Raw genomic sequence first — 26,481 nt, 5'->3', positions numbered from 1 at the left:
CTGGTGCAGGTGCTTTCGGTCACGCCCGAGATTTTTCCGCTGATCAAGACCGGCGGGCTGGCCGACGTCACCGGCGCGCTTCCGGAGGCGCTCGCCGGGCTCGGCGTCGGCACGCGCAGCCTGGTGCCGGGTTATCCCGTCGTGATGAGCGCGCTGAAGAAGAAAAAAGCGGTTCATCAATACACCGCCCTGCAAGGCGGCAAGGCAGCACTCCATGCGGCCGAGATCGGCGGGCTGGATATGCTGGTGCTCGACGCGCCGCATCTGTTTGACCGGCCGGGCGGCCCTTATGGCGACGCCACCGGGGCCGACTGGCAGGACAATTGGCGGCGCTTCGCGGCACTTGGCCGTGTCGGCGCCGACATCGCCGCCGGCGTGGTCAAGGACTACAAGCCCGACATCGTCCATGCCCATGACTGGCAATCGGCGATGACGCTGGCCTACATGCGCTACGGCGAGGCGGCAAAGGTGCCGTCGGTGATGACGGTGCACAACCTGGCCTTCCAGGGGCAATTCGGGGCCAGCATCTTCGCCGGCCTTGGTCTGCCGCAGCAGGCGATGGCGCTGGACGGGATCGAATATTACGGCGGTGTCGGCTTCCTCAAGGCCGGCTTGCAGGCGGCCTGGGCGGTCACCACCGTCAGCCCGACCTACGCCCAGGAAATCCGTACGCCGGCGTTCGGCATGGGGCTCGACGGGCTGATCAACCTGCGCGCTGCCGAACTCCACGGCATCGTCAACGGCATCGACGACGAGATATGGAACCCTGAGACGGACCAGCATCTGGCCGCGACGTACACGGCCAAGAGCCTGAAGGGACGCAAGGCCAACAAGCGCGCCATCGAAGAGCGCATGACGCTCGACCGCGACGATGGGCCGATCTACTGCGTGGTCAGTCGCCTGACCTGGCAGAAGGGCATCGACATCCTGGCGTCGATCATCGACCCGGTGGTGGCCTCCGGCGCGCGGCTGGCGATCCTGGGTTCGGGCGATGCGGGGCTTGAAGGCGCGCTTTTGGCTGCCGCCGCGCGCCATCGTGGCCGGGTGGGCGTCGTCATCGGCTACGACGAGGGGCTTTCGCACCAGTTGCAAGGCGGTGCCGACGGCATCCTGATCCCGTCGCGCTTCGAGCCTTGCGGCCTGACCCAGCTTTATGGCCTCCGCTATGGCTGCGTTCCGATCGTGGCGCGAACCGGTGGACTTGCAGACACCGTCATCGACGCCAACGAGGCCGCGGTCGCGGCCGGTGTTGCCACCGGTTTTCAGTTCGCGCCGGAGAATGCGGGCGATTTCCACCATGCCATCCTCAGGGCCAACGCGCTTTACGCCGACCCGGCTGCCTGGGCGTCGTTGCAGAGGCAAGGCATGAAGGCGGATGTGTCCTGGGATCGAAGCGCCCAGAAATATGCCGCACTTTACCGCATGCTTCTCTCAAAAAGGGATGCCTGAATGATTCGCACCGTCTCCACCACGCCCTATGGCGACCAGAAACCCGGCACATCAGGCCTGCGCAAGAAGGTACCTGTCTTCCAGCAGCAGAATTATGCCGAGAACTTCATCCAGTCGGTGTTCGATGCGCTCGAAGGTTTTGCCGGCAAGACGCTGGTCGTCGGCGGCGACGGCCGCTTCTACAATCGCGAGGTGATCCAGAAGGTCATTGCCATGGCGGTGGCCAATGGCTTCGGCCGCGTCGTTGTCGGCCAAGGTGGCATCCTGTCGACGCCGGCCGCCTCCAACCTGATCCGCAAGCGCAAGGCCTTCGGCGGGCTTATCTTGTCGGCTAGCCACAATCCCGGCGGCCCGCACGAGGATTTCGGCATCAAATACAATGCGGAAAACGGCGGTCCGGCGCCGGAGAAGCTCACCGATGCGATCTATGCCCGCAGCAAGGTCATCACCAGTTACAAGATCGCTGATGTTGGCCAGGTCGATCTCGACCACACGGGCACCTTCGAAGTGGGTGGCATCAAGGTCGAAATCGTCGATCCGGTGGCGGACTACGCGGCGTTGATGGAGACGCTGTTCGACTTCGATGCGTTGCGCGCGCTGTTCAAGTCGGGCTTCCGCATGCGTTTCGACGCCATGCATGCCGTGACCGGCCCTTATGCGAAGGAAATCCTCGAGCGCCGGCTGGGCGCTGCCGAGGGTACGGCGCGCAACTTCGTGCCGCTCGAGGATTTCGGCGGTCACCACCCGGACCCGAACCTGGTCCATGCCAAGGAACTCTATGACGAGATGATGGGGCCGAACGCGCCTGATTTCGGCGCGGCTTCCGACGGCGACGGCGACCGCAATCTGATCATCGGCCGCGGCATCTTCGTCACGCCATCGGATTCGCTGGCGATGCTGGCGGCCAATGCCCATCTCGCGCCGGGCTACAAGGCAGGCCTCAAGGGCATTGCCCGCTCGATGCCGACCAGCGGTGCCGCCGACCGGGTTGCTGAAAAGCTTGGCATCGGCATGTACGAGACGCCGACTGGCTGGAAGTTCTTCGGCAACCTGCTTGACGCCGGCATGGCGACGATCTGCGGTGAGGAAAGCGCCGGCACCGGCTCCGATCATGTTCGCGAAAAGGACGGGCTGTGGGCTGTGCTGCTCTGGCTCAACATCCTTGCCGTACGTGGCGAGAGCGCCAAGGAAATCGCTGCCAAGCATTGGGTTACCTACGGTCGCAACTATTACTCGCGCCACGACTATGAGGAGGTCGAGACTGATCGCGCCAACGCGTTGGTCGACGCCTTGCGCGCAAAGCTGGGCTCGCTGCCGGGCACGAGTGTTCGTGGCATGAAAATCGCCAGTGCCGACGACTTTGCCTACAACGACCCGGTCGACGGCTCGGTGAGTAAGAACCAAGGCATCCGCATCCTGTTCGAAGGCGGCTCGCGCGTCGTCTTCCGGCTGTCCGGCACGGGCACCTCGGGTGCTACGCTGCGCGTCTACATCGAGCGCTATGAGCCCGATCCGGCACGACATGGCCTGGACACGCAGGCAGCCCTTGCCGACCTGATCCAGGCTGCCGAGGACATCGCAGGCATCCGCAGCCACACCGGCCGCGACAAGCCGAGCGTCATCACCTGATGCCAATGGACGCAGCGGCTGCATATCGGCCGCGGTTCGGCGCGACCGTATCCGAAGACGGCATCCGTTTTGCCGTCTGGTCCGGTGCTGCCGAGCGCATCTGGGTGTCGATCTTCGATGCGGCAGGCAAGGCCGAGACCGCCAGGCTGGAACTTCAGCGTGGGGGCGACGGCGTCTTTGCGCTATCGGTTCCGGGCCTGCCTGAGGGAATCCGCTACGGCTTCCGCGCCGACGGGCCATATGCGCCTGACGAAGGCCTGTGGTTCGATCCCGACAAGCTGCTGGTCGATCCCTATGCCGTTCGAATTGACAGAGCCTATCGCTATGACGGACGGCTGGCGGCGGGAAGAGGGCAGGGCGGCGACACCGCCGATCTGATGCCGAAGGCTGTGGCGGAGATGCCTCGGAGCTTGCAGTCGGCGCCACCGGTGTTCCGGGCAGGCGGGCTGATCTACGAGGTGCCGGTGCGGGCCTTCTCGATGGCACATCCGTCCATCCCCAAGAAGCTTCGCGGTACGATCCGGGCCCTGGCCGAGCCGGTTGTCATTGAACATCTCCTGCGGCTCGGCGTGTCGGCCGTCGAACTCATGCCGGTGACCGCAACGATGGACGAGCGTCACCTGCCGGCGCTGGGGCTCAGCAATTCCTGGGGCTACAATCCCGTCACCTTCATGGCGCTCGACCCGCGCCTGGCGCCCGGCGGGATAGACGACCTGCGCGTGACAACGGCTGCGCTCCACGAGGCCGGCATAGGCGTCATCCTCGATCTCGTTTTCAACCATACGGCCGAAAGCGACGAACTCGGACCGACGCTGTCGCTGCGTGGCCTCGACAATCGCGCTTATTATCGCGCGGCGGTCGATGACCCCGGCCGCTATGCCAACGACACCGGCACCGGCAACACGCTCGCCTGCGACCATCCGGTGGCGGAGGAGCTCATTCTCGACAGTCTCAGGCATTTTGTCGTTCATGCCGGCGTCGACGGTTTCCGTTTCGATCTCGCGCCTGTGCTGGGACGGGTCGGTGGTGAGTTCAAGGCCGATGCGCCGCTGCTCCAGGGCATGCGCCAGGATCCGATCATTGGCGACCGTGTTCTCATCGCCGAGCCATGGGACATCGGCCACAACGGATATCGCCTTGGTGGTTTCCCGCCCGAATTCCTGGAGTGGAACGATCGCTACCGCGACGACGTCAGGCGCTTCTGGCGCGGCGACCGCGGCATGGTGGGCGCCCTGGCGACCAGGCTTGCGGGTTCGTCCGACATATTCGGCGGGGGAGCGCAAACGCGGACTGTGAATTTCATTGCCGCCCATGACGGCATGACGCTGGCGGACATCGTGCGCTACGAACGCAAGCATAACGAGGCCAATGGCGAACATAATCACGACGGCCACAACGAGAATTTTTCCTGGAACAACGGTGTCGAGGGTGAAAGCAGCGACCCCGAGATCGCCGCCGAGCGCGGCCGGGACGTGCGCGCCATGCTGGCTGTCCTGTTTGCCTCGCGCGGCGCCATCATGCTGACTGCAGGCGACGAGTTCGGCCGCAGCCAGCATGGCAACAACAATGCTTACGCGCAGGACAACGAACTGACGTGGCTGGACTGGGCCGACCGGGATGTCGCGCTCGAGGATTTCGTCGTCGCCCTTGCCAGGTTCCGGCGCGAGATACCCGCGCTGGCCGAACTGGATTTCCTGGCCGGCACACCCAGGCATGGCTCGGCCGTATCTGACGTGGAATGGCTTACGGAAGCGGGCCGGCCGATGAGCGACGCCACCTGGCACGAGCCCGACCGGCATCGACTGACCATGCTGCTTGGAAACGGAACCGCCTTTGGCGGACGGCTCGCCGTCATGATCAACGGGGCGCGGCGCGACGCCACCTTCAAGCTTCCAACTCGTCCCGGCTTCGAATGGCAGCCGGCGGCAGGCGGGACAAAGCCGGTCGAGAGCCGCGCTGCGGTGCCGGCGCGCACCGTGCTTTTTGCCATCGAACATCCCGGCGAGTGACAGCCAAGGAGAATTGCAATGGTGCCGAAAGAGGGAACGATGCCCGCGGCTGACTGGTGGCGCGGCTGCGTCATCTATCAGGTCTACCCTCGCTCGTTTCAGGACACGACGGGCGACGGAAGCGGCGACCTTGCAGGCATCACGCGTCGCCTGGCGCACATTGCCTCGCTCGGTGTCGACGCAGTCTGGCTTTCGCCATTCTTCAAGTCGCCGATGGCGGACATGGGCTACGACGTTTCGGACTACTGCGATGTCGACCCCATGTTCGGCACGCTGGCGGATTTCGACGCGCTGATTGCCGAAGCCCATCGCCTCGGGCTGAAGATCATCATCGACCAGGTGCTGTCGCACTCTTCGGACCAGCATCCGTGGTTCGTGGAGAGCCGCGCCAGCCGCGACAACCCCAAGGCCGACTGGTACGTCTGGGCTCCGCCCAAGCCCGACGGAGGCGCCCCCAACAACTGGATATCGATCTTCGGCGGTCCTGGCTGGGAGTGGGATTCGACCCGCAGGCAATATTACCAGCACAACTTCCTGGCCTCGCAGCCCGACCTCAATTTCCACAATCCCGACGTGCAGGACGCCCTGTTGGAGACTGTGCGCTTCTGGCTCGATCGGGGCGTCGATGGCTTCCGGCTCGATACGGTCAATTTCTACGTCCACGACACGTGGCTGCGCGACAACCCACCCTTGCCGAAGAGCATTGCCGGCGAGAACGAGGAAACCAACCCTTACGAATTCCAGGACCATTTGTTCGACAAGACGCGGCCGGAAAACCTCGAATTTCTCAAGCGGTTCCGGGCGTTGCTGGACGAATATGACGGGCGAAGCTCGGTCGGCGAAGTCGGAGACGGAGAGCGCTCGCTGCAGACGGTAGCCGCCTACACCTCCGGCGGCGACAAGCTCGACATGTGCTACACCTTCGACCTGCTGGGGTCGAAATTCTCGGCTGCGCATGTCCTGAAGTGCATTGCCGATTTCGAGGCGGCGGTCACCGACGGCTGGATTTGCTGGGCTTTCTCCAACCATGACGTAACCCGCCATGTCACGCGCTGGACCCGGCCCGGCGGCGATCCGGAGGCGGTCGCGAAGTTTTCGGTCGCCTTGCTTGCCTGCCTGCGCGGCTCGATCTGCATCTACCAGGGCGAGGAGCTTGGCCTGACGGAGGCGGAGCTTGCCTTCGAAGAGCTGCGCGATCCCTACGGCATCCGATTCTGGCCCGGCCAGAAGGGCCGGGACGGCTGCCGCACGCCGATGGTTTGGGAGGCCCAGTCGGAGCAGGGCGGCTTTTCCGACGGCAAGCCGTGGCTGCCGATTCCGGCTGGTCATCGCGCCCATGCCGTTGACCGGCAGCAGCGAGAGCCGGACTCGGTTCTGGCCCGCTACCGCGCCGTGCTCGCCGCTCGCAGGGCGCTTCCCGCACTTATCCACGGCTCGATCTCATTGCTGGAAGCCGACGGCGACGTGCTTTCTTTCGTGCGCGAGACGGACGGCGAGCGGCTGCTTTGCGTCTTCAATTTTGCCGAGGATTCCGCCCTTTGGCCGGTTCCTGCACTGCTCACCGGGTTGCTTCCGCTCGATTTTCCCGGAGGCTCGGACGAACTCGCAGGAGGCAGGATCGCGCTTCCGCCGCTCGGTTACTTTATCGGACGCTTGGTTTGAAGGCGCTTGTCCGTCGTCAGAACATTTGGCGCAGATTGGGGCGTAGACTAGCGGAGAGCGGGCCTCGTCTGGGATTTGATGTTAGGCTGCGAGCTTGCGGTGCTGCAAGCGCCGATATTCGATGGTTTTTCGTTTGATCCTTTCGCGCTGTTTGATGATGGCCTGTGCCCTGCCGAAGTAGACATCGGCAGGCGTCACGTTGGCCAGGCTCTCGTGGTAACGCTGGTTGTTGTAGTGCTCGACGAAGGCCTCGATCTGGGCTTCGAGGTCGCCGGGCAGGAAGTAGTTCTCCAACAGGATGCGGTTCTTCAGGGTCTGGTGCCAGCGCTCGATCTTGCCTTGGGTCTGCGGGTGGCACGGCGCGCCGCGCACATGGCTCATCTTGTTGGCCTCGATGTATTCGGCCAGCTCGCCCGCGATGTAGCTGGGGCCATTGTCCGATAGCAGCCTGGGTTTGTGTAGAACGGTGGCGCTGTCGCAGCCCGAGGCGGCGAGCGCGAGGTCCAGTGTGTCGGTCACGTCCTCGGCCCGCATGTTGGTGCATAGCTTCCAGGCGATGATGTAGCGCGAGAAGTCGTCAAGCACCGTCGAGAGGTACATCCAGCCCCACCCGATGATCTTGAAGTAGGTGAAGTCGGTCTGCCACATCTCGTTCGGCCGCGTGGTCTTGGTGTGGAACTGATCGGCCGCCTTGATTACCGTATAGGCTGGGCTGGTGATCAGGTCATGGGCCTTGAGCAACCGGTAGACCGTGGCTTCCGACACGAAGTAGTGTTTCTCGTCGGTGAAGCGCACGGCCAGTTCGCGTGGGCTGAGGTCGGTCGCCTCCAACGCCATCTCGACGATCTGGTCCTGGATGTCCTCGCCAATGCGGTTCCACACCCGGTTCGGCGCCGAAGGGCGATCCTCCAGCGCTTCCGGCCCACCTTCCCGGTAGCGGTCATACCAGCGGTAGAAGGTCCGGCGGGCAATGCCGAGCTGGTCCAGCGTCCGCCTGGCCGGCAGGTGCGACTGCTCGACGATACGGATGATCTCCAGCTTCTCGGATGCGGGATACCTCATTCGTCGTCGCCCCCATCCGCGATCATGCTTTTTTTAAGCAAGCGGTTTTCCAGCGTCAGGTCCGCCACGCACTCCTTCAGCGCACGGGCTTCGCGGCGCAAGTCCTGCACGTCACCGGAGGTCGCCGCACGGGCGGTGTCCCCGGCCAGGCGGCGTTTGCCGGCTTCCATGAACTCCTTGGACCAGCTGTAGTACAGACTCTGCGCGATGCCCTCTTTGCGGCACAACTCGGCGATACTGTCGTCACCGCGAAGACCTTCAAGCACGATGCGGATCTTGTCTTCGGCCGAGAAGTGGCGGCGGGTCTGACGCCGGATGTCCTTGACCACCCGCTCTGCAGGGGGCTTGGTCGGTGATTTTGAATTGGAGGATTTGGGCTTCATCTTCGTTCCTTCGTCACTACGACGAAGCCCAAATCCTCCTTAAATCACAACCTCAAATCTGTGCCATAGCCGCTGACGGGGGACAGAAGAGAGTGTCGGGCCACAACCAATATGCAGCCAAAGCCTGCCCGTCTTTCGACGTGCGCAAGGATCCGCTGGGGCAACTGGTATGACCGCGGAGAACGTGCCGCCGAAGTCCAGCCGGCGCTTCTCCAAGCGCATGGTCATCGCTAACTGTGCGCTGGCCTGGGGGGCGGTGTTTGCCTCGATCTATTTCGCGCAGGCGGCCTACGTTGCGGCAAGCGCAATTGCGCTGATCGCCGTTCTGGGTGGCGCCTACATGGGGGTCGGGCATCTAGATCTTAAGCGCCTACTCATGACGCTCGGATCCGTGCAGGGGCAGGGCGGCTACTTCCCGACCTATAGTGGGCCGCCGCCAGAAGGTGAGGGCGAATGATCACCAAGCTTCTTGGCGGCTATCTCTATCCGGCCATTGCGGCCGCGGTACTGCTCGCCGGCGTGCTGGTCTATGGATGGGGTCATTCAAACGCCTCCGCCTCTTGGGAGGCGAAATACGCCAAGCGCGAAGTCGAGATTGCGCAGCAGGTGACGGCGGAAATGTCACGCATGTCCCAGGCGAACGCGATGGCAAAGGCGATCGAGGCAAAGCGCCTGGCTGACCTTGCCGCAGACAACGCCGCGCTCGAATCCAAAATCAAGGAACTATCGGATGAAGCAGACGCTGATCCTGATCGCGACCGCGTTTGCCTGTCTGATGGCGGCCGGCTGCGGATCGATTCAGTCCATTAGGCCGGCCTTGCCGCCGCAACTCGAGCGAGCAGACACGACACTGACTGGGCCGTGCTCGCGGCCTGTTCGGCTTACCGCCGAAATGACCCAGCGCAACATCGAGCGCCTTTGGACCGCTGATCGTAAGGCGCTGGTCGACTGCGGCAAGCGGCATGGCGCACTCGTCGATTTCTACAATGACCGCGACGCGCGGCTACGGGGAACTAAATGAACAATCTGTACGCGGCCGCATGGCTGCAGGCGCTGTCGCTCGCCGTGGGGCTGCGAGGGCTGGTGGGATGATTATCACAGAAGGAATGGTAGGCTTTGTGCTCCTAATCGTAGGCGCGCTGTTCGGTGCGTTCTGGCGCATCTGGGGGCTCATTCGGGAGGCGTCTGGCAAGGGCGAGCAGGCACAGACGGATCTTGCCGCACACAAGCTCCACGTCGCCGAGCACTATGTGTCGAAGCAAGGCCACCGCGAGGCGACAGATCAGGTCATGGAGGCTATCGGTGCGGTAAAGACCGCGGTCGAGGGCACCAACCTACGCATCGATCGCATGTGGGAGAGCCACGGCAAGCCGGCACCCAGGGCGAGACAGTAGCGCTACGAAAGAAACCGCAGCGCTTCAACCCCGACGAAGATGACGAACTTCGCCACGGGCAGCCAAGCGACGATGTCTGCTCGTGGCGCGGTCCAGCGCTTACGGCGTTTCTTAGGGCTGGGGGCTTTCTTGGGCATGGGCGCACTTCTCCATTAAGTATTTCAGGAGAAGTCTTCATTTCCAATTTCTACTTGTGGTCGAATAATTTGAGTCGAAGCAAGAGACTTTTTTTGAAATATTTCTCTGTCCCCAGTGTCCCCAGGGTGATTTAGAGTTAAGCCATTGAAAGCGCTACAAGAGTTCTGAAGGCGCTTCGGCATGGCTGGTGGTCCGCCCCCCCCCCCCCCCCCCCCCCCCCCCCTGTTCCCACCCGGCGCTTGATGAAAATCGCGCCGCGCGTGGCCTATCCGCGGCGCTTTTTGGTCAGGTCTTTTTTTGAACCTTGGGTTTTGTCTTGACGGGTTTAACCGTCGGCTTGGCAGGTTGCGGGGCTGACTTGACCGTTTTGGTTGCTGTCTTCTTCTGGTCTGGTTTCTCCGCGCTAGCCGAGAGTTTGGCAGCTTTGTCGATCAGATCATCGACCTTCTTCAGTTTCTTCCGCGCGTCGATATCAGCGGTCTCAACCAGATTCGCCTTACGCTCGACGGACAGCTTTTCGCGCTCAACGGCTTTGGTAGCCTTGTTGTCCAATCGCGCTGTTTCATCGTTGAAATCTTTGTGGGTCGATCCTGCTTTTTCCAAGTTGGCGGGCTCCCGTGGCCCTGGCCGGTTTGCTAAACGACTAAGCGCGTTCTTAAGAAACTGAAGTATTCCCATTTTGCCCTCTCCCGGTGTCGTATCTATTCGGCGCCAGTTCCTGGGAAGGGTCAATCCCAAACGTTTACCTCTCACTGAAGGCGCACCGGGCGCCCCCCCCCGCTGCCGAAGGTGGCGTGTGTGATTGATAATTGATGGAACAGGAGCGCTGTCGGTTCGTTTGCGCGTTCAAGGGGAAAGCGAAAATGGCCGATGAACCTAATGAGCCTCAGACTATAGATTTTGTAGTTCGGCGCTTGATGAAAGAAACCGGTGTCACTGAAGAGCAAGCTCAGATGCTTGTTGCTGATCTCGGTTATCAGTGGTCGTCCCTCTTAAGGGAAGCCCGGATCCTGGCGAAAAAACGCTAGCCAGATACATCATCGGTAGCCTTGCACCTGAGCGTTCTCTCGTCGCCGGCAATATGCTAAGCTGTCGCCTTGAGTGGTATGACCAACTGCCCCGCTGCCGAAAGGTGGCGGGGCTTTTTTGCGTTTCAGGGACATCTGCCGGGTTGAGCATGCCCGTCGCGAGGGCAGGCTACGTGGTCGTCCGTTTCAACCACGTGAGGTGAAAGCCTGCCGGTCTTTCTTTGCCTACGGCAGGCCTTCGCACGTCGAGGAACTATTCCGTCCTTTTTGTATTCCTAGATCGGAGCGACCCGCACTCCCTCAGTACGCTCGCTCCAGCAGCGGGCCTGCCGTGAACCCTCCCGGCAGGCCTCCACTCATTTGTCACTCCGTGCTTCAGGTCTGTTTGTCCGCCCCAAGCGCCGCCCAAACCAGCGCATTGATCATTTCATCCGAATAAGGCCCATCGGGTCAGTAGTCCTCGGCGATGGTCCGAGCCAGACGGCGCAGATCGTCAGGCGCCGTAATGCCCCCGGTAGCGAATTTTTCCATCACACTCTGGATGACGTCAAAGTCGAATGCAGAAATGGGAGCTGTCATGGCTTCCTCCATCGGGGCGGAAGCACTCAAGCTCTCAGTCGGCGATGCCCCATAGAGTTACCGTCGATGGTGGGACAGTACGCCTAGCAGCCACGTATAGCCACATTGCAGATGGTTCACGCCAGGCGCCTGATGCGCCCTTTATCGATACGGAAAATCCCGTTTGTGCCACCTTGCCGTCCGAAGTCGGTTTGAAGGTCATCCCAGAGGCCTAGAAACTGGCCGCAATCAGAACAGGTGATTGCCGTGTCTGGACCTGCATCATCAGGGATTCTCAACCTGACGGTAGCGCAGAACGGGCATTCTAGTTGGTGATTGAGATAACCATCGGACATCGCCAAGCTCCCTCATTTCGCCCCGCCGCGAGTAGCGCGAGCAAGGCATGGGAGTATACGACAGTTGTCGATATTTTCCAGCTTGGCGTTCATCAGGTGAAGACTTTGCGGCTCAGCAACCGTTGCGTTTCACCACGCTGGCAAAGCCTCGTTTTTTATTGCGGCATCAAGACCTCGGTCACGGTTAGCCGTAAAATCGTTGCGCCATAATGGCGTCGAGCTTACTTCGCGATGGGCCGTAGCGCTTGATGATGGTCGCGGCTTCGCCTCGGCTCAGGTCATACTTGCGGGCGAAATCGTCGACTTCATATTCCTGCTGCGAAGATACGAGTTTGCGGTCCTCTTTTGTTTTGGCGGGGTCGTCAGGCATGTCAGCACCTCCAACAATGCATTAGAGGATTCTAAAACGCGTAAGTGTGGAATCCGATCCCGCGAGTCTGACCTCATTCCATATAGGCACTTCGCCAGCCTGGTAGAGGATCGCGGGTACCCGTACTCGCCAATGGCAGGGTTGACTTCCCGGCTCCATGCGATGACGCCCGCGTGCTGGCTCTCGATCGTCTTGGCTAAGCGCCTGGCTGCATCTTCGCTCTGCATCTGGCGAGGATCGAACGCTGGCTTTAAGTCGCCTTCGTCGTCGCGGTTGAAAGCCGCCACCACGATCAGCTTCGGCATCTTCTGCTGTGGGATGATGTTACCGGTACTCGACATCCAGAAATCTCCTAGATCAACGGCCCCTGGGGTTCAGTTGAAACAAGCTGGGTCGGCGGAAGATCCACGATCGTCAGCATGTCGTCAGGGAGAGGACGCTGTAGCTTGCTCGCTTCTGTCCAGGGCGCTGTCAGCCACGTTTCAATCTCGGCCGGCGTCGTCAGGATGACCGGCATGGCCTTTTCATGGATCGGTGCGACGATAGCGTTCGGACTGGCGGTCAGGAAGGCATAGACCTGCCAATCGAGTACGCCGTCCCGGATGGTGCGGGCGCCACGCCATGGCGTCCAGAACCCGGCGAAAACGGCCAACGGCTTGCTTTCATTGAGGGCGAACCAGTAGTTCCGGTGCTGGCCGGTAGCCGGATCCTTGTCGCCTTCCGTGGGGCTGGGTTCGGCAAAGCTCGTGAAGGGAACCACGCAGCGGTTTTCGATCCCCAGCCATTGCGCCCAGTGCTTGCTGTCGGTCTTGCGAATGTTAGTGACACCGCGGTCGGGTTCCTTAGCCAGCATTGCATTGAAATCGACCGTTTGGCCTTTGGCCTGGAGCTTTTGCACCCGCTTCTTGGTTGCATCGAACATCACCCTCGACGACGTCGGCATGCCCCAGTTGAGCATGGCAAGCTGGCGGCGACCTTTGAAGTTGCGCACTACCGGTCCATTGCGGCCCGGATAGACGTCGATCGACGGCTCGAGATTGCCGGCGATGTCGTCGAGCACCTTGGTAAGGGCGCGCAATTCATCCTGGGATGAGGAGAAATTGTAGAGGTTGCACATCGGCCAAAACCTGCCTTGAGCAGCGCGCGACGTCAATCAGTGGTTAGGGCTCTCGGCGTCGGTGTAATACTCTAGAGAAGACAAGCTGCCGGGCATTTTGTGGTCGGGCCAGCCAACACAACAGGCATCTATGGCTGCTGCCTCCGCCTCAAGCCACACGCTGGCCGCTTTCGAGTCCTCCTCGCTCAGCTCTCCCTCAAATCCGTCGTCATCCCAGCATTCCAGCTCGAACATCCCAGAGCAGGCGCGAAAAGCTGTAATGCCGGCGGCTTTGAACACGGCTTCTGCCGCAGCGATGCCACGTTGGATGTCTGCCGGGGAAACTCCCTTGATTCTGAGGCGCAATCCCATCAGGGCCTCCATCGTTCATGCCGATAGGTTAGCGCGATGTGAATTGACTTCGCAAGGCATTTGTTCCTATTTCGTTCTCATGCAGATCGAGACGATTGGAGATGCCTGGAGCGCCGGTGCGACGGTGTGGATGGCCTGCGCCTTCGGCCCCTACACCAAGGGCATGAAGCGCGGCCGCGAGTGTCATTTCCGCAAGGATCTCGATATGGAGACACTGGTCTGCACGCGCGGTCGAGATTTTCCAATAGCTCGACTGTCTCAACGGCTGCGCTGCCCGCGGTGCGGTTCGCGTGAGGTTCGGGTAGTGTGGAAGTTCCCGCCTGTTTCATCGACAGATGCGGCGAGGGCGGTAGGATAGTCCATGCCGATGCTGTCTGAATTCCCCTCCGAGAAGGTCATTGTTTCCTGCGGAAAATGCGGGATGTGGAAGCAATACGACAGGGACGCGATGGTGCGGGCGGGCGGAGACCGCACGTTAGCTCACTTGCTCGACGAGATTGTTGCGCGCGCCGGGTGCACCAGAAACCAGAACGTCAATGTCTACGACCGGTGCGGCGCGAAGTACGAGGAGTTGGCGCGGCTGCTTGGCGGTGGGAATGCTTACGCGAAGGCCAAGGGTGGGTAGTCACTCGGCGTGTGGTACGGTCTTATGTAACAATTTCCCACTCATCGTCTTCATCCACATCGCCGCCAGGCAATTTGTCAAACGCCTTGTCGATCTGACGAATGTCCCAAACGGTACGACTGTTGATGCGCTTGGGTCGCGGCATTCTCGCGTCCTTGACCATCTCGTCGAACAGAGTTGGCGACACCCCGACATAGGCTGCCGCTTCTTCCCGGCTTAAACCACGTGGGGGAAGATTGGCGGGTAGTTTGGGCTGTCGCTTTGTCATGACTTAGCGCCCAAGTCCTTTGTTGCTGGCCACGGCAAAAAGTCGTCGTCGAAAGCGTCTTCTGAAAAGTAATCCAAGGCGCGCTGGCCTTCCGCCGTTTCGAACAGGCCGCACTCTGACAACAGCCATCCAATGACCTGATACGCTTGGCCGGACTTGGCCTCGAGCTCTTCGATACGTTCCGCGTCGGTCATGGTGTCTTCTCCAAATCGGTTCTTCGGCCCGTACCCTCGACCAGCCGGCTTGCCCATTTCAGTGGATCCGCCACCCACGGCAGCGCGCGCCAGGAGGATGGCACCGGGAGAGCGTCGATCGCCTCGATCATCGGCTTCTGTGGCACGTGGGTGTAACGCCGGCTCATGTCGTCGACTGCGTGCCCGAGGATCTGATCTTTGATGTATGGGTGAACTCCAGCCACCACCAATTGCGTCGATACGCTGTGGCGCGTCGTATAGGGCGATATGTCCATAATCCCGCTCCGGTTTCGGGCGCCGGTAATGGCCGACTTGAGTTGACCGCCACCACCTCGAGTTAGCGCGTAGGGCTGCCCCTTGTGGGTGCGGAACATGATCCCACCACGCTCGACCAGCGGGCAAAGCCATTCAGCCAGGAACCAGTGCAACGGTACGCCTCGTGGTTCGCCCGTTTTACTGGATCGCACCACCAGCCACCGCTTCTCCAGGTCAATGTCTGTTGCCTCGATCGCGAAAAGTTCGATCGGCCGGAGACCGGTGTAGAAGAGGGCCGTCATCAGCATAGCCGGGGCAGGGGACATCGAGGCGACAAAAGCGGCGGCGCGATCGTATTCGACCGGCTTCGTCCCGGTGCGGGCGACACTGCGAACGATGCGGGTGCCCTTTGGCTTGCGGGGGCGGCGCCACTTCCTAGACCTTGCCCAATCATTGAGCACGGCTTCGTTCCAGACCGCGACGAATGGCGTGTAGCACTGCCGATTGCGCGTCTCAGGCTGAGCGGTCGGGTAAAGTTCGCGGGCCGCAGCGTCCAGATCGTTCTGGGTGATGGCGTTCAGGCGGCTTTGGCCGAGTCGAGACAGCAGCGGTTTTAGGAACCGGCCACTGCCGCCCGATGCTAGGTAGGCCTCTGCAGCGTCGGCGAAGGTCTTGGTGGCGCTAACTCCGAACGCGTGTTCTTCCGCAATTTCGCGCTCTGTGCGCACCCTGAGCGCATCGGCAAGCTGGCGATTTTTGAGCTTGGTGCTGGTGTAGACATGCGTTCCACACACTGAGCCCCGCAAATACCAGATTTGACCTCGGCGAAGCAGCTTGAGTCCCATAGCCTTCACACACGTCAGAAGCCCTGGCGCACCATGCGCCATGGGGCTTTATTCTCCTCGTGTGGTGATGCACGCCGGCTCGGTGGTGGCAGCTAGCGTGATGATAGCGGGGGTAGGGTGGAGGTCAAGGTGGCATGGCAGCCAGTCACATTGCATTCTTTGATCGGCGGCCACAGTTGTCTTCGAATGGGTACTGTATATTCTCATGGCGTGCTGGGGAGCGAGAATTGCCTTTAGATTTGAGCGATCGTCAGCGGGCAGCAATCAGGGCTGCGTTGCAATCCTGCATTGGCCAAATAAAAGTCAACAACTCGCAATTTCTGCAATACGGAACAGCAACTCCGCTGCTCGGGATAGATGTGATGCTGCCGCAAAACGGCTTATTGCGGAAAAGCATCAATGAGGTTTTTGGTGGAGATGAATACGTAATTTACGAGTTTTCTCTGGACTGGATCTCACGTCTCTTGAAGTCAAGTGAGAAGTACGAAAGCGACAGAAGTGACGTTGATCTAGTTTCTTACAAGGCCTTCGCAAAAGAATCTGTGGTGGCAAAGGCGATAGTAGACGCTTTCTGCAATCTACCGAATTTGTATAAGGTAAGTTTCCCGCTTCCATCAGCCTTGTCGGAGGCTTTGGTCGATGAGCTAGGCGGCCGGAGCCTTGGCGAATCTGTTCGGTTTGTCGCCTCCACGGCCGATGAATACCTCCCGTCAATCCCCAAAGAAAACAATAGTACGCTGATGGGATTGTTGGCCGGTCATTACCCGCGCTGGGATGGTAGGGCGTGTTTACTACAATTGGATATCACCGGCTTTATCGATACTTATGGAAAAGCTAGTACCGCAACGGAAGCGATAGACCAAATTCGGTCGTTCTTAGGATTGGGAATCGCCTTAGGTTATCTTCGATACAAGCGTTCCTATAGGTCGTCAGGGTTGTTTGGCGGAGCCATTAGCCGGGTAGCATATGTCCATCGTTTGCTTGACGGACAATGGGTATTTGACGGCCAAATTGAACTGGATAGCGACCTTTCGACCGCTTTGGACAATGTCATAGTCGCCGAGACTAACGAAGATAATTTGAAGCTATCTGGCGAGGAATTTGTAAGCGTTGCAAAAGTTGCTTTTGGTGTTGGCGATGAGTCGATTAGGATCAAGCGTTCTTGTCGGTGGTTGTTTGATAGCCATATCGGCATGAATGAGTCATTATCGTTTTTGCAAATGATGACGAGTCTAGAAATACTTCTGGGGGACAAGGATTCTCTTAATGGTGACCTGAGACTATCAGAACTTTTACGAAATCGCTGCGCCTATCTCGTTGGCAAAAGCAGATCTGAGCGCGATCAAATCTTGAAGGATTTTCGTTTGGCGTACGACGTTAGATCGCGGATCGTCCATGCAGGACACAGTCGTCTGGCTACTAGAGACAAGGACCTGTTTTGGACGCTGAAGAGGCTATGCGGCAAGGCTATCGCGCAGGAAATCTTTATGATTCTACGTGGTGGTAAATAGAGCCCAAACTATCGGTCACTCCACCGGTTCCTTTTTAGCCCGAAACGCCTCGAGCGCCTTTCGTTTCTTCTCTGCCCAGGCGTCGCTGTTAGCCTTGGCGCGGGTTTTCTTCTCTTCGTTGCGCTTTTTCCAAGTGCCTAGCCTTTCCTCGCCGTCTTGCGCCCACCCAGTGTGCGCGCCAGTCATTCCAAGATAGCCTTCATAAAACAGTCGCACTAGCGGCACGGCTCTGCCGCCGTGGAACGCGTCTACGCGGGGAAACCCTGGTCGGGCGGCCAGCGTCGGAAAGCTGTCTTTGACCCATTTTGCGGCTCGGACCTTGCCGACGATGGCGGTCGCGATTTCGAGATCCGTTGCAAATAGGGGAAGGTGGCCGAAGGGGTCTGGCGCCATGCCCTCTACTCCTGCCTCTCCCTAAGCCTTACGCCTGGACCATTACCGTTCTGGTCGATGAAGAGGACGCCTGCGGATTCGAGGGCAGCGCGGATGTCATCAACAGTGCGTTCTTTGAGTAGCTCACCCTTCTCGAAACGGGTGATGGTGTTGGTGGATACCTTTGCCATCTCTGCAAGATCGCGGACGCCTATCTCCAGGGCTGCTCGAGCCATTCGGCACTGCGAGGGCAACATTTTCGCTACTCCGTTGCGATTTCGCCTTGACGCGGCGATTTTGATTGATATTGTGGACACAGTAGCGAAATCGCCACTGATACACAACTGAGGAGCCAGCCATGAACGCACGTCCTGCCAGATTAAGACGAAGCACCTTCCGGTTCGCGCGCTCCCAGATCGTCCGCATGGGCGACCTGGTGGGCATCATTGCGGCCTGCGAATACACCTTCGCAGGCCGTGAAATCTACATCGTTACCTTTGACTGCGCCGAGCGGCCGGTCCGAACTGTCCTTGGTGACTATCTTAGCCTTGACCATGCGCCAGCAGCGCGCCAGCGGCGCGCATCAGTTCTTCCCACCGCATTCCGCCAATCGCCAAAGCTTCATCCGCTCGAAATCGCTGCCTAATCGGCGCGCGACGCTAACTCGCTGCGTCACCAGCGCGGCAGCAGGGCTGTCAATCGTCGCAAGTTGCGACGATTGAGCCACCACCGGCCCGACCTCTTGAGGATAGCAACAAGCGCTTATAGAACCTACCGTGAACGTGCAGGGGGAATGAATGATCTACCACTTTACAGACACCGCGCGGTTGCCGTGGATACTCCACGATGGTGAACTACAGCCCGGTCGGTGCCGTGTCGGAGGTTTCCCCGATCCTGATTTTCTGTGGGCGACGGCATCTCTAGTGGGCGACCGTACAGCCTCGGCCGGCGTCGGTGGGTTCAGAGACGGTCTCGTCAGACTGGTTCGTATTACCCTACATCCAGAAGACTTCACCCCTTGGCGCGTTGCCTCAGAGCAGCACCCCGATTGGACAGAAGACCACATCGCCAGGCTTGAGGCTGCGGCCATCCGCGCGGGGTCGTCGCAGGCTGACATAGCGGGGTGGTATTGCAGGTCGTCGAGCATACCCACTGATAGGCTGGTTGCCGTAGAGACTCGCAGTTGGTCGAACAAGTCTTGGAAGCCTTTCCCTCTGGCAGCAGACTGCGTAATTTATGCGCGACAAGACCACAAAGTAGCTGCCGGAATCGCGATCGAAGGCGTCAGATACTTTTCAGAGAGGGTCGAGCATCCATCTGACGGTAGGAGAGGCTACGCTACATTTCGAGCGGAATAAGCCAGCCCGACAAGGGGTCTGCCCAGTTTTGGACAGGCCCTATTGACAACGTGTCCCGAGTCTACCCCTTAATGTAGCTCGTTCTTCGGAACCTAGGGCCCTTCGGGGATTGCCCTCGCCGCTCGTAACCCATCTAGCGGCCTTTTCATCGCAACGATTGCACCCTTGGGGGTGAACCTAACCGCTTGTCCGCAAGGCAGGCATGTTGAAAAGCGCTCGCCCTGCGTGGGCGACGAGGAGGACGTGTCCGTGAAGAACAAACCGCTTACAAAAGAGACGAAGGAGTTCGTCGCGCAGGCAATCATCCGTGCCATGGTTGCAGATGCCACGGCGGATCCTGACTACGATCCGAAAGGATGTGCTGCAAAACTTTGCGCAGTGGTGTCGCAGTGCGGCATCGATGCGGCGTCTCTGGCGATTGCTTTCGCTATTGAGGGGTGTTCGCGAGGCGGCCCTGACCCCGATATCCTTGAAGAGGTTGAGGCCGCACTGAGTCAGCGGTTAGGCGACGGCTATGCTGTCGAGTTCCTGCAGCGACTGAGTGGGCATAACAACTACTATAATAAGGTGAAGGGCTTCGTCTGAGTGACCATGCGCTCTGACAATGACAACATAGGGCCGGACGATCCTGTCCGGCTCGTCGACATCCTGCCGGTAGCCTTCCCGCGTGGCGGTATGTCGGTCAGCGGCCTGCGGCGAGAGGCCGGGCGAGGGCGCCTTGTCATCATGCGTATAGCAGGCAAGGACTTCACAACACTGGCGGCGATAGAGGAGATGAAATCGAAGTGTCTCGTGCCCGCAAACCAGCTCGCCTATGGCTCCGGCCCGGAAGCAAAGACCGCGAGCCTGTCTGGATCATCCTCGACGGCGGCAAACAATTCGGCACTGGATGCGGCGAACATGCTCGTTCAGAGGCTGAGCAGGCGCTCTCCGAACATATCGCCAAGCGCTTCCTTGCCGCGCCGTCTGAGAAAAACCGGGCAGCCTCTGACGTCCCAATAGCCGAGGTCGTCGCCAACTATCTCTTGGTCAAGGAAGAGGCGGTTAAGAACCCGAAAGAACTGGCTGCCAGGGCGAAAGCCTTGCTCTCGTACTGGGGAGACAAGACGCTTGACGACATTTCAACCAAGACATGCACAGGCTATGTGAAGTCCCGTCGATCGCAGACGATGGCGCGCCGCGAACTCGAGGATCTGCGGGCGGCCTGTCGCATGGCCATCGCAGACAATCTGACACGCCATGCAGTGACGGTGACATTGCCGCCAAAGCCGAAGGGCAGGACGAGGCATCTGGATCGTGACACCATGGCGAAGCTGGTCTGGGCCGCCTACCGAAAGCGGGAGACGCAGAAGGGGGTGCCAACGAAGAAGCGACCAACTGTGCATGTGGCTCGGTTTCTCGTCACCGCCCTTTACACTGGCAGCCGGTCGGCCCGTGTTTGGCAGGCATCGTTCAAACAGGAGCCGGGACGCCCCTTCGTCGACCTGGAGGCGGGAGTGTTTTACAGGGCCGCGGATGACGAGGAGGTGGCAGCGAATAAGCAGGCACCTCCTATCCGCTTGCCTTCACGACTCCTCGCGCACATGCGGCGCTGGCACCGCAATGGCGCGCAATACGTAGTCGAGTATCAAGGAGCACCGGCCGACCCGAAGCGAGCTTTCCGCAATCTCGTCGATGATGTCCTGGGAGATGACGCCAAGGGCGTCGTGCGTCATACGATGCGACACACAGCAGCGACATGGCTGATGCAGGGGGCTGTCGATATGTGGCAGGCTGCCGGCTATCTTGGGATGACGAAAGAAACGCTGGAGAAGACCTATGGTCATCATCATCCCGACCATCAGGGCGATGTCGGCAACGCCTTCACCAGCGGCAAGGCCGGACGGATTCGGCAATGACAGCGCAATCGTTGCCGTATTCATTGCCGTGGAATTTTGGGATGATGGGTAAGTGTTTGATTTTTCTGGTCGGAGTGGCAGGATTTGAACCTGCGACCCCATCGTCCCGAACGATGTGCGCTACCAGGCTGCGCTACACTCCGTGACCAGTCGGCGGGCTTATAGCCGCCGCTTCTGCTTCCTGCAAGCGCCAAAGGATTGGCTGGCGTAATTTTTCGCAAGCGAGTTATCTTATTGAGCTTTTTTGGCTTTGTTCCTGTGCTGCAGGTGAGGACAGTGCTCCAATCTTGCGATAAACCGTTCGGAAAACAATCGGTTCGTAAATCTTTGCGAATGCCCGGAGTGACGTTGTGAACATCAAGCCAGTCGGCCACGTGGCGCCCAATACGTTCGAATTCGAGACGCGCGCGCTGGTAAAACCGACGGGTTTCCGCGAATACGACGCGCGCTGGTGGTTCGGGCATCCAAGTTCGCCCAAGGAGCCGGAACTCAACCTGATCGGCGTGCAGGCGCTCGGCATGGGTATCGGCACGTTGATTCGTCGCTTGGGCGCAGGCCCCGACATCGTCACCGGCCATGACTTCCGCTCCTATTCGATGGCCATCAAGCTGGCGCTGGTTTCCGGGATGATGGCAGCGGGCGCACGGGTCAAGGACATCGGGCTGGCGCTTTCGCCCATGGCTTATTTCGCCCAGTTCGCGCTCGACACTCCTTCCGTCGCGATGGTGACCGCCTCCCACAACGAAAACGGCTGGACCGGCGTGAAGATGGGGGCACAGCGTCCACTGACCTTTGGGCCTGACGAGATGTCGGCGCTCAAGGAAATCGTGCTCAACGGAGATTTCGAGCTGATCGGCGGTGGCACCTATGAATTCGTGCCGGATTTCCGCAAGACCTACATCGACGACCTCGTCGCCGGCAAACGCATCACCCGCAAGCTGCGGGTCGTTGCCGCCTGCGGCAATGGCACTGCGGGCGCATTTGCACCCGAAGCACTGGAACGGATCGGCTGCGAGGTCATTCCGCTCGACGTCGAGCTGGATCATACTTTCCCGCGCTACAATCCCAACCCCGAGGACATGCAGATGCTGCATGCCATCCGCGACAAGGTTCTGGAGACCGGCGCCGACGTCGGGCTGGGCTTTGATGGCGATGGCGACCGCTGCGGCGTCGTCGACAACGAAGGCAACGAGATTTTTGCCGACAAGGTCGGCGTGATGCTCGCGCGCGATATCTCGGCGCTGTATCCGAATTCCACCTTCGTCGTCGATGTGAAGTCGACCGGCCTGTTCAACACCGACAAGGTGCTGGCTGCCAATGGCGCCAGGACGGATTACTGGAAGACCGGCCATTCCTATCTCAAGCGCAGGGTTGCCGAGTTGGGCGCCATCGCCGGCTTCGAGAAATCAGGCCATTTCTTCTTCAATCCGCCGATCGGCCGTGGCTATGATGACGGCATCGTCACCGCAATTGCCGTTTGCCAGATGCTCGACCGCAGCCCGGGCCAGTCGATGGCCGACCTGTATCGCGATCTGCCGCTGACCTATGGCACGCCGACCATGTCGCCGCATTGCGACGATGAGCTGAAATACGGCGTCGTCGACAAGGTCGTCGCCGATTTCGAGGCGATGCAGCGTAATGGCGAAAACTTCGCTGGCCAGAAGATCATCGACCTGATCACCGTCAACGGCGTGCGCGTGGTGGCCGAGGATGGCACCTGGGGGCTGGTTCGCGCTTCCTCCAACAAGCCGGAATTGGTCGTGGTGGTGGAAAGCCCGGTATCGTCCGAAAGGCGGCGTGAGATGTTTGAGGGCGTCGACGCTGTTTTGCGGCGCAATCCGTCTGTCGGCGCCTACAACCAGACATTCTGAGGACTGGGCATGGCTGAGAGAATCGTCAGTTTTGTCATGAGCGGCGGCGTCGGCTCCAGGCTCTGGCCGCTGTCACGCGAAGACAACCCCAAGCAGTTCCACGACCTGTCGGGCGACGGCTCGATGCTGGTCAAGACGCTGAAGCGGCTCGCCGCGCGCGATGTGGGCGAAACGCCGATCTATCTGATCGCGTCCGAGCGCCATGCCGCGCGCGTGCGTGCCGACCTTGCCGCAATCGACCTTTCCGGCGGCGGGGCGATCTTCGAGCCGACCGGACGCAACACGGCAGCCGCCGTGGCAATCGCAACACTGCAGACGCTCAAGGACTACGGCGACGGCATCGTATTGGTCGTTCCGTCGGACCATGAGATTTCGACGCAACGCCAGTTCTGGGACACCGTCGAGCACGGCGTGCCGGCTGCATCGGCCGATCGCATGGTCGTTTTCGGCATCCGCCCGACTGCGCCCGAGACGGGCTATGGCTATATCGAGGCCGGCGTGGAAGCCGGTGGCATTTCTGACGTCACCCGCTTCGTCGAGAAGCCGGACCTCAAGACAGCCGAGGCCTATCTCGCAGCCGGCAACTTCTTCTGGAATGCCGGTATTTTCCTGTTCAAGGCGAGCGCCATGCGCGATGCCTTCCTCAAGCACCAGCCCGAAATCTGGCAGAAGGCAGAGGCGGCGTTCAAGTCAGCTACGATCGACCTCTCAGGCGTCTACATGCCGCTGGATCTGTATCAGGACATACCGTCCAACTCGATCGACTACGCCATCATGGAACGCGTCAGCGGCATCGCCATGGTGCCGGCGAGCTTCCGCTGGAACGATCTCGGCTCCTGGCAATCGCTGCTCGATGTCAGCCCCTCCGACAAGGACGGCAACGTCATCGTCGGCGACGTCGTCGCCATCGACTGCGAGAATTCCTACCTGCGCGGCGAGGGGCGGCTGCTCTCAGCCATCGGCCTCAAGGGCGTCGCCATCGTCTCGACGTCGGACGCGACCTTCGTTGCGCCGGTCAGCCACAGCCAGAACGTCAAGAAGATCGTCGAGCAGCTTGAAAAGAGCGGGCGTCTGGAGACGAAATTCACGCCCGCCCATGGCCGCGTGCAGGTGAATGGCGCCTGGCGCCGACGGGTTCAGCACTGGCTGATGGAAGAGACGCTGCCGCTGTGGTCTACGGCGGGGGTGGATGAGCAGTTCGGCGGTTTTCACGAGGCCCTGGGCTTCGACGCAAGGCCGCTGGCGAAACCGAAGCGCATGCGCACCATGGCGCGCCAGGTCTATGCCTTTGCAGTCGCCAAGCAGCGTGGCTGGGACGGCAGGGCCGATGCGCTGATCGACCATGGCATACGCTTCATGGCCGACAAGGGCCGCACCGACCGCGGCGGCTGGGTTCGTGCGCTCAACCCCGATGGCAGTGTCGTCGATCCGGTCGAGGATGCCTACGACCACGCCTGCGTGCTGCTGGCGCTGGCGCACGCCCATCGCTCCGGCAACGCCGAAGCGCTGAGCCTGGCTACTGAAACATTCGCCTTCCTCGACAAGCACCTCGAGGACGAGCGCATGACGGGCTTCATGGAAAGCCCCGATGGGGAGGGTGTCCGGCGCTCAAACCCGCACATGCATCTGCTGGAAGCGTTCCTCGCCTGGCATGCGGTGACCGGCGATCGGGCCTATCTGCGCAGGGCGGCCCGGATCATCGACCTGTTCCGCAGTCACTTCTTCGAGGTGGACAGCTGGACGCTGGGCGAGTTCTTCGACCGCGACTGGCACCCGGCGCCTGGCGAGAAGGGACAGTGGACCGAGCCCGGCCACCATTTCGAGTGGGCCTCGCTGCTGGTCGACTTTGCCGACAAGAGCGGCCAGAAAGACCTGGTTGCCTTCGGGCGCAAGCTTTACGCCTCGGCGGTGGCCAACGGGCTCAACCGCGCCACCGGATTGGCCTATGGCGCGGTCTCGCGCCAGGGCCTGCCCCTGGACCGCATCTCGCGCAGCTGGCCGCAGACCGAAGCCATCAAGGCTGCGGTGGCGCTCGACGGCACGGGCGGTCCTGACCTCAAGCCGGAGATCGAGGCGCGCGTCGGCCGCCTGTTCCGCTGGCATATAGACCCCGCGCCGCAAGGCCTGTGGATCGACCAGATCGACGAGCACGGCCGTTCGCTGGCCAAAGAGGTGCCGGCCAGCATCTTCTACCACCTGGTGACGGCGCTGACGCAGTATCTGGACAAGACCGAGGACGTCGCACACTAACGTCTTCCAAAACAAAAAAGCCGGCCAATTGGCCGGCTTTTGCTTTCCAGGCGATGCCGTTCAGTAGGGGCTCGCGACGTCGCCGGTCTCGACATAGACCGACTTGAGCTGGGAATAGTGCTGGAGCGCGGCTAGGGAATTCTCGCGTCCGATGCCCGATTGCCTCGCGCCGCCAAAGGGGATTTCGACCGGCGTCAAATTGTAGGCGTTGATCCAGCAGGTGCCGGCCTTGAGTTCGCCGACGACGCGATGGCCGCGGGTTATGTCCTTGGTGAACACGCCGGCGGCCAGGCCGAACTCGGTGTCGTTGGCGCGTGCGATTGCCTCTTCCTCGCTGTCGAAGGACAGCACGCTCATGACCGGGCCGAAGATTTCCTCGCGGGCGATGCGCATGTTATCGGTGACGCCGCTGAACACGGTCGGCTCGACGAAGAAGCCGCCCTCGAAACCCTGGAGTGAAGGCGTGCCGCCGCCGCAGCGCAGTTCGGCACCCTCGCTTTTGCCGATGGCGATGTAGTCCAAAACCTTGTCGTGCTGGGCCTTGCTGACCAGCGGGCCCATCTGGGTTTCGGGATCGAGCGGATCGCCGATACGGATCGCCTTGGTGCGCTCGACCAGGCGTTCGACGAAACGGTCGTGCAGGCCTTTCTGGACAAAGACGCGGGTGCCGTTGGAGCAGACCTGGCCGGTCGAATAGAAATTGCCGAGCATGGCGCCGCCGATAGCGTTTTCGAGGTCGGCGTCGTCGAAGACGATGATCGGCGACTTGCCGCCGAGTTCCATCGTGGCGTGCTTCATGTGCGAGCCGGCGAGCGCCAGCACCTTCTTGCCGGTGGGCACCGAGCCGGTGAGCGAAATCTTGTCAACGACAGGATGCGCGGCGAGGGCAGCGCCGACGTCGCCATAGCCCTGGACCACGTTGAACAGCCCGTCGGGCAGGCCGGCCTCGGTGTAGATTTCGGCCAGCGCAAGAGCGGAAAGGGGCGTGTTCTCGGAGGGCTTGAACACCATGGCGTTGCCCATGGCCAGCGCAGGCGCCGACTTCCATCCGGCGATCTGGATGGGGTAGTTCCAGGCGCCGATGCCGACGCAGACGCCGAGCGCTTCGCGCTTGGTGTAGGCGAAGGGGCCGCCGAGATCGACATAGTCGCCGTTGAAGGCGGCGATCGCGCCGGCGAAGAATTCGAGGCAGTCGGCGGCGGATGCCGCGTCGGCGACAAGCGTCTCCTGGATCGCCTTGCCGGTGTCGAGGGTCTCCATCCGCGACAGTTCCTCGTTGCGGGCGCGCAGGATGTCAGAGGCGCGGCGCAGGATGCGGCCGCGCTCGACCGGCTTCAGCCGCGCCCACGCCGGCTGCGCCTCGCGTGCGGCCTCGACGGCCAGCTCCACGACGTTGGCTGTGGCCGAGTGCAGCGAGGCGACCGCTTCGCCGGTGGCCGGATAGATGACCGGGATTGGTGCCCCACGCTCGTCGTCGATGTAGCGGCCGTTGACATAATGCGAGGCTTTGGGCTGGGCGCGCATGCGA

The 26,481-nt window shown here is 60.9% G+C and carries 29 protein-coding genes and 1 tRNA gene; 16 read left to right on the top strand and 14 right to left on the bottom strand.

Translation table 11 applies throughout. From position 1 onward, the window contains the following. The first annotated feature begins 3 nt into the window (after positions 1 to 3). The 4 genes from glgA to CO731_RS22450 are packed head-to-tail and all read left to right on the top strand — an operon-like array spanning position 4 to position 6,749. Positions 4 to 1,449: a glycogen synthase GlgA gene (glgA, locus tag CO731_RS22465; protein ID WP_108608877.1), complete on the top strand. Its 1,446-nt coding sequence runs from the start codon at positions 4 to 6 to the stop codon at positions 1,447 to 1,449. Next, the gene (locus CO731_RS22460; RefSeq protein WP_108608876.1) at positions 1,450 to 3,078 is read left to right on the top strand and encodes an alpha-D-glucose phosphate-specific phosphoglucomutase; all 1,629 of its coding nucleotides are present in this window, start codon (positions 1,450 to 1,452) and stop codon (positions 3,076 to 3,078) included. Beyond that, positions 3,078 to 5,087 (top strand): glycogen debranching protein GlgX, encoded by a 2,010-nt coding sequence (gene glgX, locus CO731_RS22455; protein WP_245439472.1) that lies wholly within the window; start codon positions 3,078 to 3,080, stop codon positions 5,085 to 5,087. Before CO731_RS22460 ends, glgX begins: the two co-directional genes overlap by 1 nt. 18 nt (positions 5,088 to 5,105) lie before the next feature. Then, on the top strand, positions 5,106 to 6,749 hold the full coding sequence (locus CO731_RS22450; RefSeq protein ID WP_245439470.1) for an alpha-glucosidase family protein: 1,644 nt from the start codon (positions 5,106 to 5,108) through the stop codon (positions 6,747 to 6,749). Between the two features lie 81 nt (positions 6,750 to 6,830). Here CO731_RS22450 and CO731_RS22445 read toward each other — a convergent pair. Continuing rightward, positions 6,831 to 8,194 (bottom strand): IS3 family transposase gene (locus CO731_RS22445; RefSeq protein WP_108606636.1). Its coding sequence is split into 2 segments (ribosomal slippage): positions 6,831 to 7,844 and positions 7,847 to 8,194, totalling 1,362 coding nucleotides; the frame shifts between segments, so codons are not numbered across the junction. 169 nt (positions 8,195 to 8,363) lie between these two features. Between CO731_RS22445 and CO731_RS22435 the strand changes: the two genes are divergently transcribed. From CO731_RS22435 to CO731_RS22425, 4 genes are all read left to right on the top strand, one after another. Beyond that, complete coding sequence (locus CO731_RS22435) at positions 8,364 to 8,651, top strand: hypothetical protein (protein WP_108608874.1); 288 nt, start codon at positions 8,364 to 8,366, stop codon at positions 8,649 to 8,651. Then, positions 8,648 to 9,004 carry a hypothetical protein gene (locus tag CO731_RS22430; protein ID WP_108608873.1) on the top strand — a complete coding sequence of 119 codons (357 nt, stop codon included), beginning with the start codon at positions 8,648 to 8,650 and terminating at the stop codon, positions 9,002 to 9,004. Before CO731_RS22435 ends, CO731_RS22430 begins: the two co-directional genes overlap by 4 nt. Next, positions 8,925 to 9,215 carry a dehydrogenase gene (locus tag CO731_RS28815; RefSeq protein ID WP_159091683.1) on the top strand — a complete coding sequence of 97 codons (291 nt, stop codon included), beginning with the start codon at positions 8,925 to 8,927 and terminating at the stop codon, positions 9,213 to 9,215. The genes CO731_RS22430 and CO731_RS28815 overlap by 80 nt, the downstream gene beginning before the upstream one ends. Before the next feature lie 97 nt (positions 9,216 to 9,312). After that, positions 9,313 to 9,588 carry a hypothetical protein gene (locus tag CO731_RS22425; RefSeq protein ID WP_245439469.1) on the top strand — a complete coding sequence of 92 codons (276 nt, stop codon included), beginning with the start codon at positions 9,313 to 9,315 and terminating at the stop codon, positions 9,586 to 9,588. Positions 9,589 to 9,590: 2 nt separating this feature from the next. Here CO731_RS22425 and CO731_RS29540 read toward each other — a convergent pair whose 3' ends face one another. Together CO731_RS29540 and CO731_RS22420 are read right to left on the bottom strand one after the other, a co-directional pair. Continuing rightward, positions 9,591 to 9,725, bottom strand: a complete 135-nt coding sequence (locus CO731_RS29540) for a hypothetical protein (protein ID WP_256371640.1) — start codon at positions 9,723 to 9,725, stop codon at positions 9,591 to 9,593. Between the two features lie 286 nt (positions 9,726 to 10,011). Beyond that, positions 10,012 to 10,329, bottom strand: a complete 318-nt coding sequence (locus CO731_RS22420) for a hypothetical protein (protein ID WP_159091682.1) — start codon at positions 10,327 to 10,329, stop codon at positions 10,012 to 10,014. 260 nt (positions 10,330 to 10,589) lie between these two features. On the opposite strand from CO731_RS22420, the gene CO731_RS29105 reads away from it, so the two are divergent. Beyond that, entirely contained in the window at positions 10,590 to 10,754 is a 165-nt protein-coding gene (locus tag CO731_RS29105; RefSeq protein ID WP_199914505.1) for a hypothetical protein, read from the top strand. Between the two features lie 450 nt (positions 10,755 to 11,204). Here the strand turns inward: CO731_RS29105 and CO731_RS29535 are convergent, their stop codons facing one another. The 4 genes from CO731_RS29535 to CO731_RS22390 all read right to left on the bottom strand — a co-directional run bounded on the left by CO731_RS29535 (position 11,205) and on the right by CO731_RS22390 (position 13,506). Continuing rightward, positions 11,205 to 11,333 (bottom strand): hypothetical protein, encoded by a 129-nt coding sequence (locus CO731_RS29535; RefSeq protein ID WP_256371639.1) that lies wholly within the window; start codon positions 11,331 to 11,333, stop codon positions 11,205 to 11,207. Between the two features lie 519 nt (positions 11,334 to 11,852). After that, on the bottom strand, positions 11,853 to 12,038 hold the full coding sequence (locus tag CO731_RS22405) for a DUF3606 domain-containing protein (protein ID WP_108608869.1): 186 nt from the start codon (positions 12,036 to 12,038) through the stop codon (positions 11,853 to 11,855). A 352-nt stretch (positions 12,039 to 12,390) separates the two neighbouring features. Then, the gene (locus CO731_RS22395) at positions 12,391 to 13,155 is read right to left on the bottom strand and encodes an SOS response-associated peptidase family protein (protein WP_108608868.1); all 765 of its coding nucleotides are present in this window, start codon (positions 13,153 to 13,155) and stop codon (positions 12,391 to 12,393) included. 36 nt (positions 13,156 to 13,191) lie between these two features. Next, positions 13,192 to 13,506 carry a hypothetical protein gene (locus CO731_RS22390; RefSeq protein ID WP_159091681.1) on the bottom strand — a complete coding sequence of 105 codons (315 nt, stop codon included), beginning with the start codon at positions 13,504 to 13,506 and terminating at the stop codon, positions 13,192 to 13,194. 361 nt (positions 13,507 to 13,867) lie between these two features. On the opposite strand from CO731_RS22390, the gene CO731_RS22380 reads away from it, so the two are divergent. Continuing rightward, on the top strand, positions 13,868 to 14,131 hold the full coding sequence (locus CO731_RS22380; protein ID WP_108608866.1) for a hypothetical protein: 264 nt from the start codon (positions 13,868 to 13,870) through the stop codon (positions 14,129 to 14,131). Between the two features lie 22 nt (positions 14,132 to 14,153). On the opposite strand, the gene CO731_RS22375 is transcribed toward CO731_RS22380, so the two are convergent. Genes CO731_RS22375 through CO731_RS22365 form a run of 3 tightly spaced genes read right to left on the bottom strand, consistent with a single transcriptional unit; the run spans position 14,154 to position 15,693 of the window. After that, positions 14,154 to 14,399 carry a hypothetical protein gene (locus tag CO731_RS22375; RefSeq protein ID WP_108608865.1) on the bottom strand — a complete coding sequence of 82 codons (246 nt, stop codon included), beginning with the start codon at positions 14,397 to 14,399 and terminating at the stop codon, positions 14,154 to 14,156. Further along, positions 14,396 to 14,593 carry a hypothetical protein gene (locus tag CO731_RS22370; protein ID WP_108608864.1) on the bottom strand — a complete coding sequence of 66 codons (198 nt, stop codon included), beginning with the start codon at positions 14,591 to 14,593 and terminating at the stop codon, positions 14,396 to 14,398. The genes CO731_RS22375 and CO731_RS22370 overlap by 4 nt, the downstream gene beginning before the upstream one ends. Then, complete coding sequence (locus CO731_RS22365) at positions 14,590 to 15,693, bottom strand: integrase (RefSeq protein WP_108608863.1); 1,104 nt, start codon at positions 15,691 to 15,693, stop codon at positions 14,590 to 14,592. Before CO731_RS22365 ends, CO731_RS22370 begins: the two co-directional genes overlap by 4 nt. 134 nt (positions 15,694 to 15,827) lie before the next feature. Here CO731_RS22365 and CO731_RS22360 point away from each other — a divergent pair, with 134 nt between their 5' ends. Continuing rightward, positions 15,828 to 17,204, top strand: a complete 1,377-nt coding sequence (locus CO731_RS22360) for a HEPN domain-containing protein (protein WP_159091680.1) — start codon at positions 15,828 to 15,830, stop codon at positions 17,202 to 17,204. Positions 17,205 to 17,219: 15 nt separating this feature from the next. Here CO731_RS22360 and CO731_RS22355 read toward each other — a convergent pair whose 3' ends face one another. Both CO731_RS22355 and CO731_RS22350 read right to left on the bottom strand, forming a co-directional pair. Continuing rightward, a complete protein-coding gene (locus CO731_RS22355; RefSeq protein WP_199914504.1) occupies positions 17,220 to 17,597 on the bottom strand; it encodes a hypothetical protein in 378 nt (125 codons plus the stop codon). A gap of 5 nt (positions 17,598 to 17,602) precedes the next feature. Continuing rightward, positions 17,603 to 17,833 carry a transcriptional regulator gene (locus tag CO731_RS22350; RefSeq protein WP_199914503.1) on the bottom strand — a complete coding sequence of 77 codons (231 nt, stop codon included), beginning with the start codon at positions 17,831 to 17,833 and terminating at the stop codon, positions 17,603 to 17,605. A 101-nt stretch (positions 17,834 to 17,934) separates the two neighbouring features. Between CO731_RS22350 and CO731_RS22345 the strand changes: the two genes are divergently transcribed. The 3 genes from CO731_RS22345 (at position 17,935) to CO731_RS22330 (ending at position 20,832) form a co-directional block, all read left to right on the top strand. Then, complete coding sequence (locus CO731_RS22345) at positions 17,935 to 18,222, top strand: hypothetical protein (protein ID WP_210205488.1); 288 nt, start codon at positions 17,935 to 17,937, stop codon at positions 18,220 to 18,222. A gap of 961 nt (positions 18,223 to 19,183) precedes the next feature. Next, positions 19,184 to 19,519 carry a hypothetical protein gene (locus tag CO731_RS22340; RefSeq protein WP_159091679.1) on the top strand — a complete coding sequence of 112 codons (336 nt, stop codon included), beginning with the start codon at positions 19,184 to 19,186 and terminating at the stop codon, positions 19,517 to 19,519. A 200-nt stretch (positions 19,520 to 19,719) separates the two neighbouring features. Next, positions 19,720 to 20,832, top strand: a complete 1,113-nt coding sequence (locus tag CO731_RS22330; RefSeq protein ID WP_108608859.1) for an integrase — start codon at positions 19,720 to 19,722, stop codon at positions 20,830 to 20,832. Between the two features lie 66 nt (positions 20,833 to 20,898). Here CO731_RS22330 and CO731_RS22325 read toward each other — a convergent pair. After that, positions 20,899 to 20,975: transfer RNA gene (locus CO731_RS22325), tRNA-Pro, on the bottom strand. A gap of 207 nt (positions 20,976 to 21,182) precedes the next feature. On the opposite strand from CO731_RS22325, the gene CO731_RS22320 reads away from it, so the two are divergent. Together CO731_RS22320 and CO731_RS22315 are read left to right on the top strand one after the other, a co-directional pair. Next, entirely contained in the window at positions 21,183 to 22,703 is a 1,521-nt protein-coding gene (locus CO731_RS22320) for a phosphomannomutase/phosphoglucomutase (protein ID WP_108608858.1), read from the top strand. Positions 22,704 to 22,712: 9 nt separating this feature from the next. Next, positions 22,713 to 24,953 carry a mannose-1-phosphate guanylyltransferase/mannose-6-phosphate isomerase gene (locus CO731_RS22315; protein WP_108608857.1) on the top strand — a complete coding sequence of 747 codons (2,241 nt, stop codon included), beginning with the start codon at positions 22,713 to 22,715 and terminating at the stop codon, positions 24,951 to 24,953. A 60-nt stretch (positions 24,954 to 25,013) separates the two neighbouring features. Here CO731_RS22315 and betB read toward each other — a convergent pair whose 3' ends face one another. Continuing rightward, positions 25,014 to 26,477, bottom strand: a complete 1,464-nt coding sequence (betB, locus tag CO731_RS22310; protein ID WP_108608856.1) for a betaine-aldehyde dehydrogenase — start codon at positions 26,475 to 26,477, stop codon at positions 25,014 to 25,016. Between the last annotated feature and the right edge of the window lie 4 nt (positions 26,478 to 26,481).

Origin of the sequence: Aminobacter sp. MSH1 (assembly GCF_003071665.1) — a bacterium.
Classification (GTDB): Bacteria; Pseudomonadota; Alphaproteobacteria; order Rhizobiales; family Rhizobiaceae; genus Aminobacter; species Aminobacter niigataensis.
This window is presented reverse-complemented; position numbering and strand designations above follow the sequence as displayed.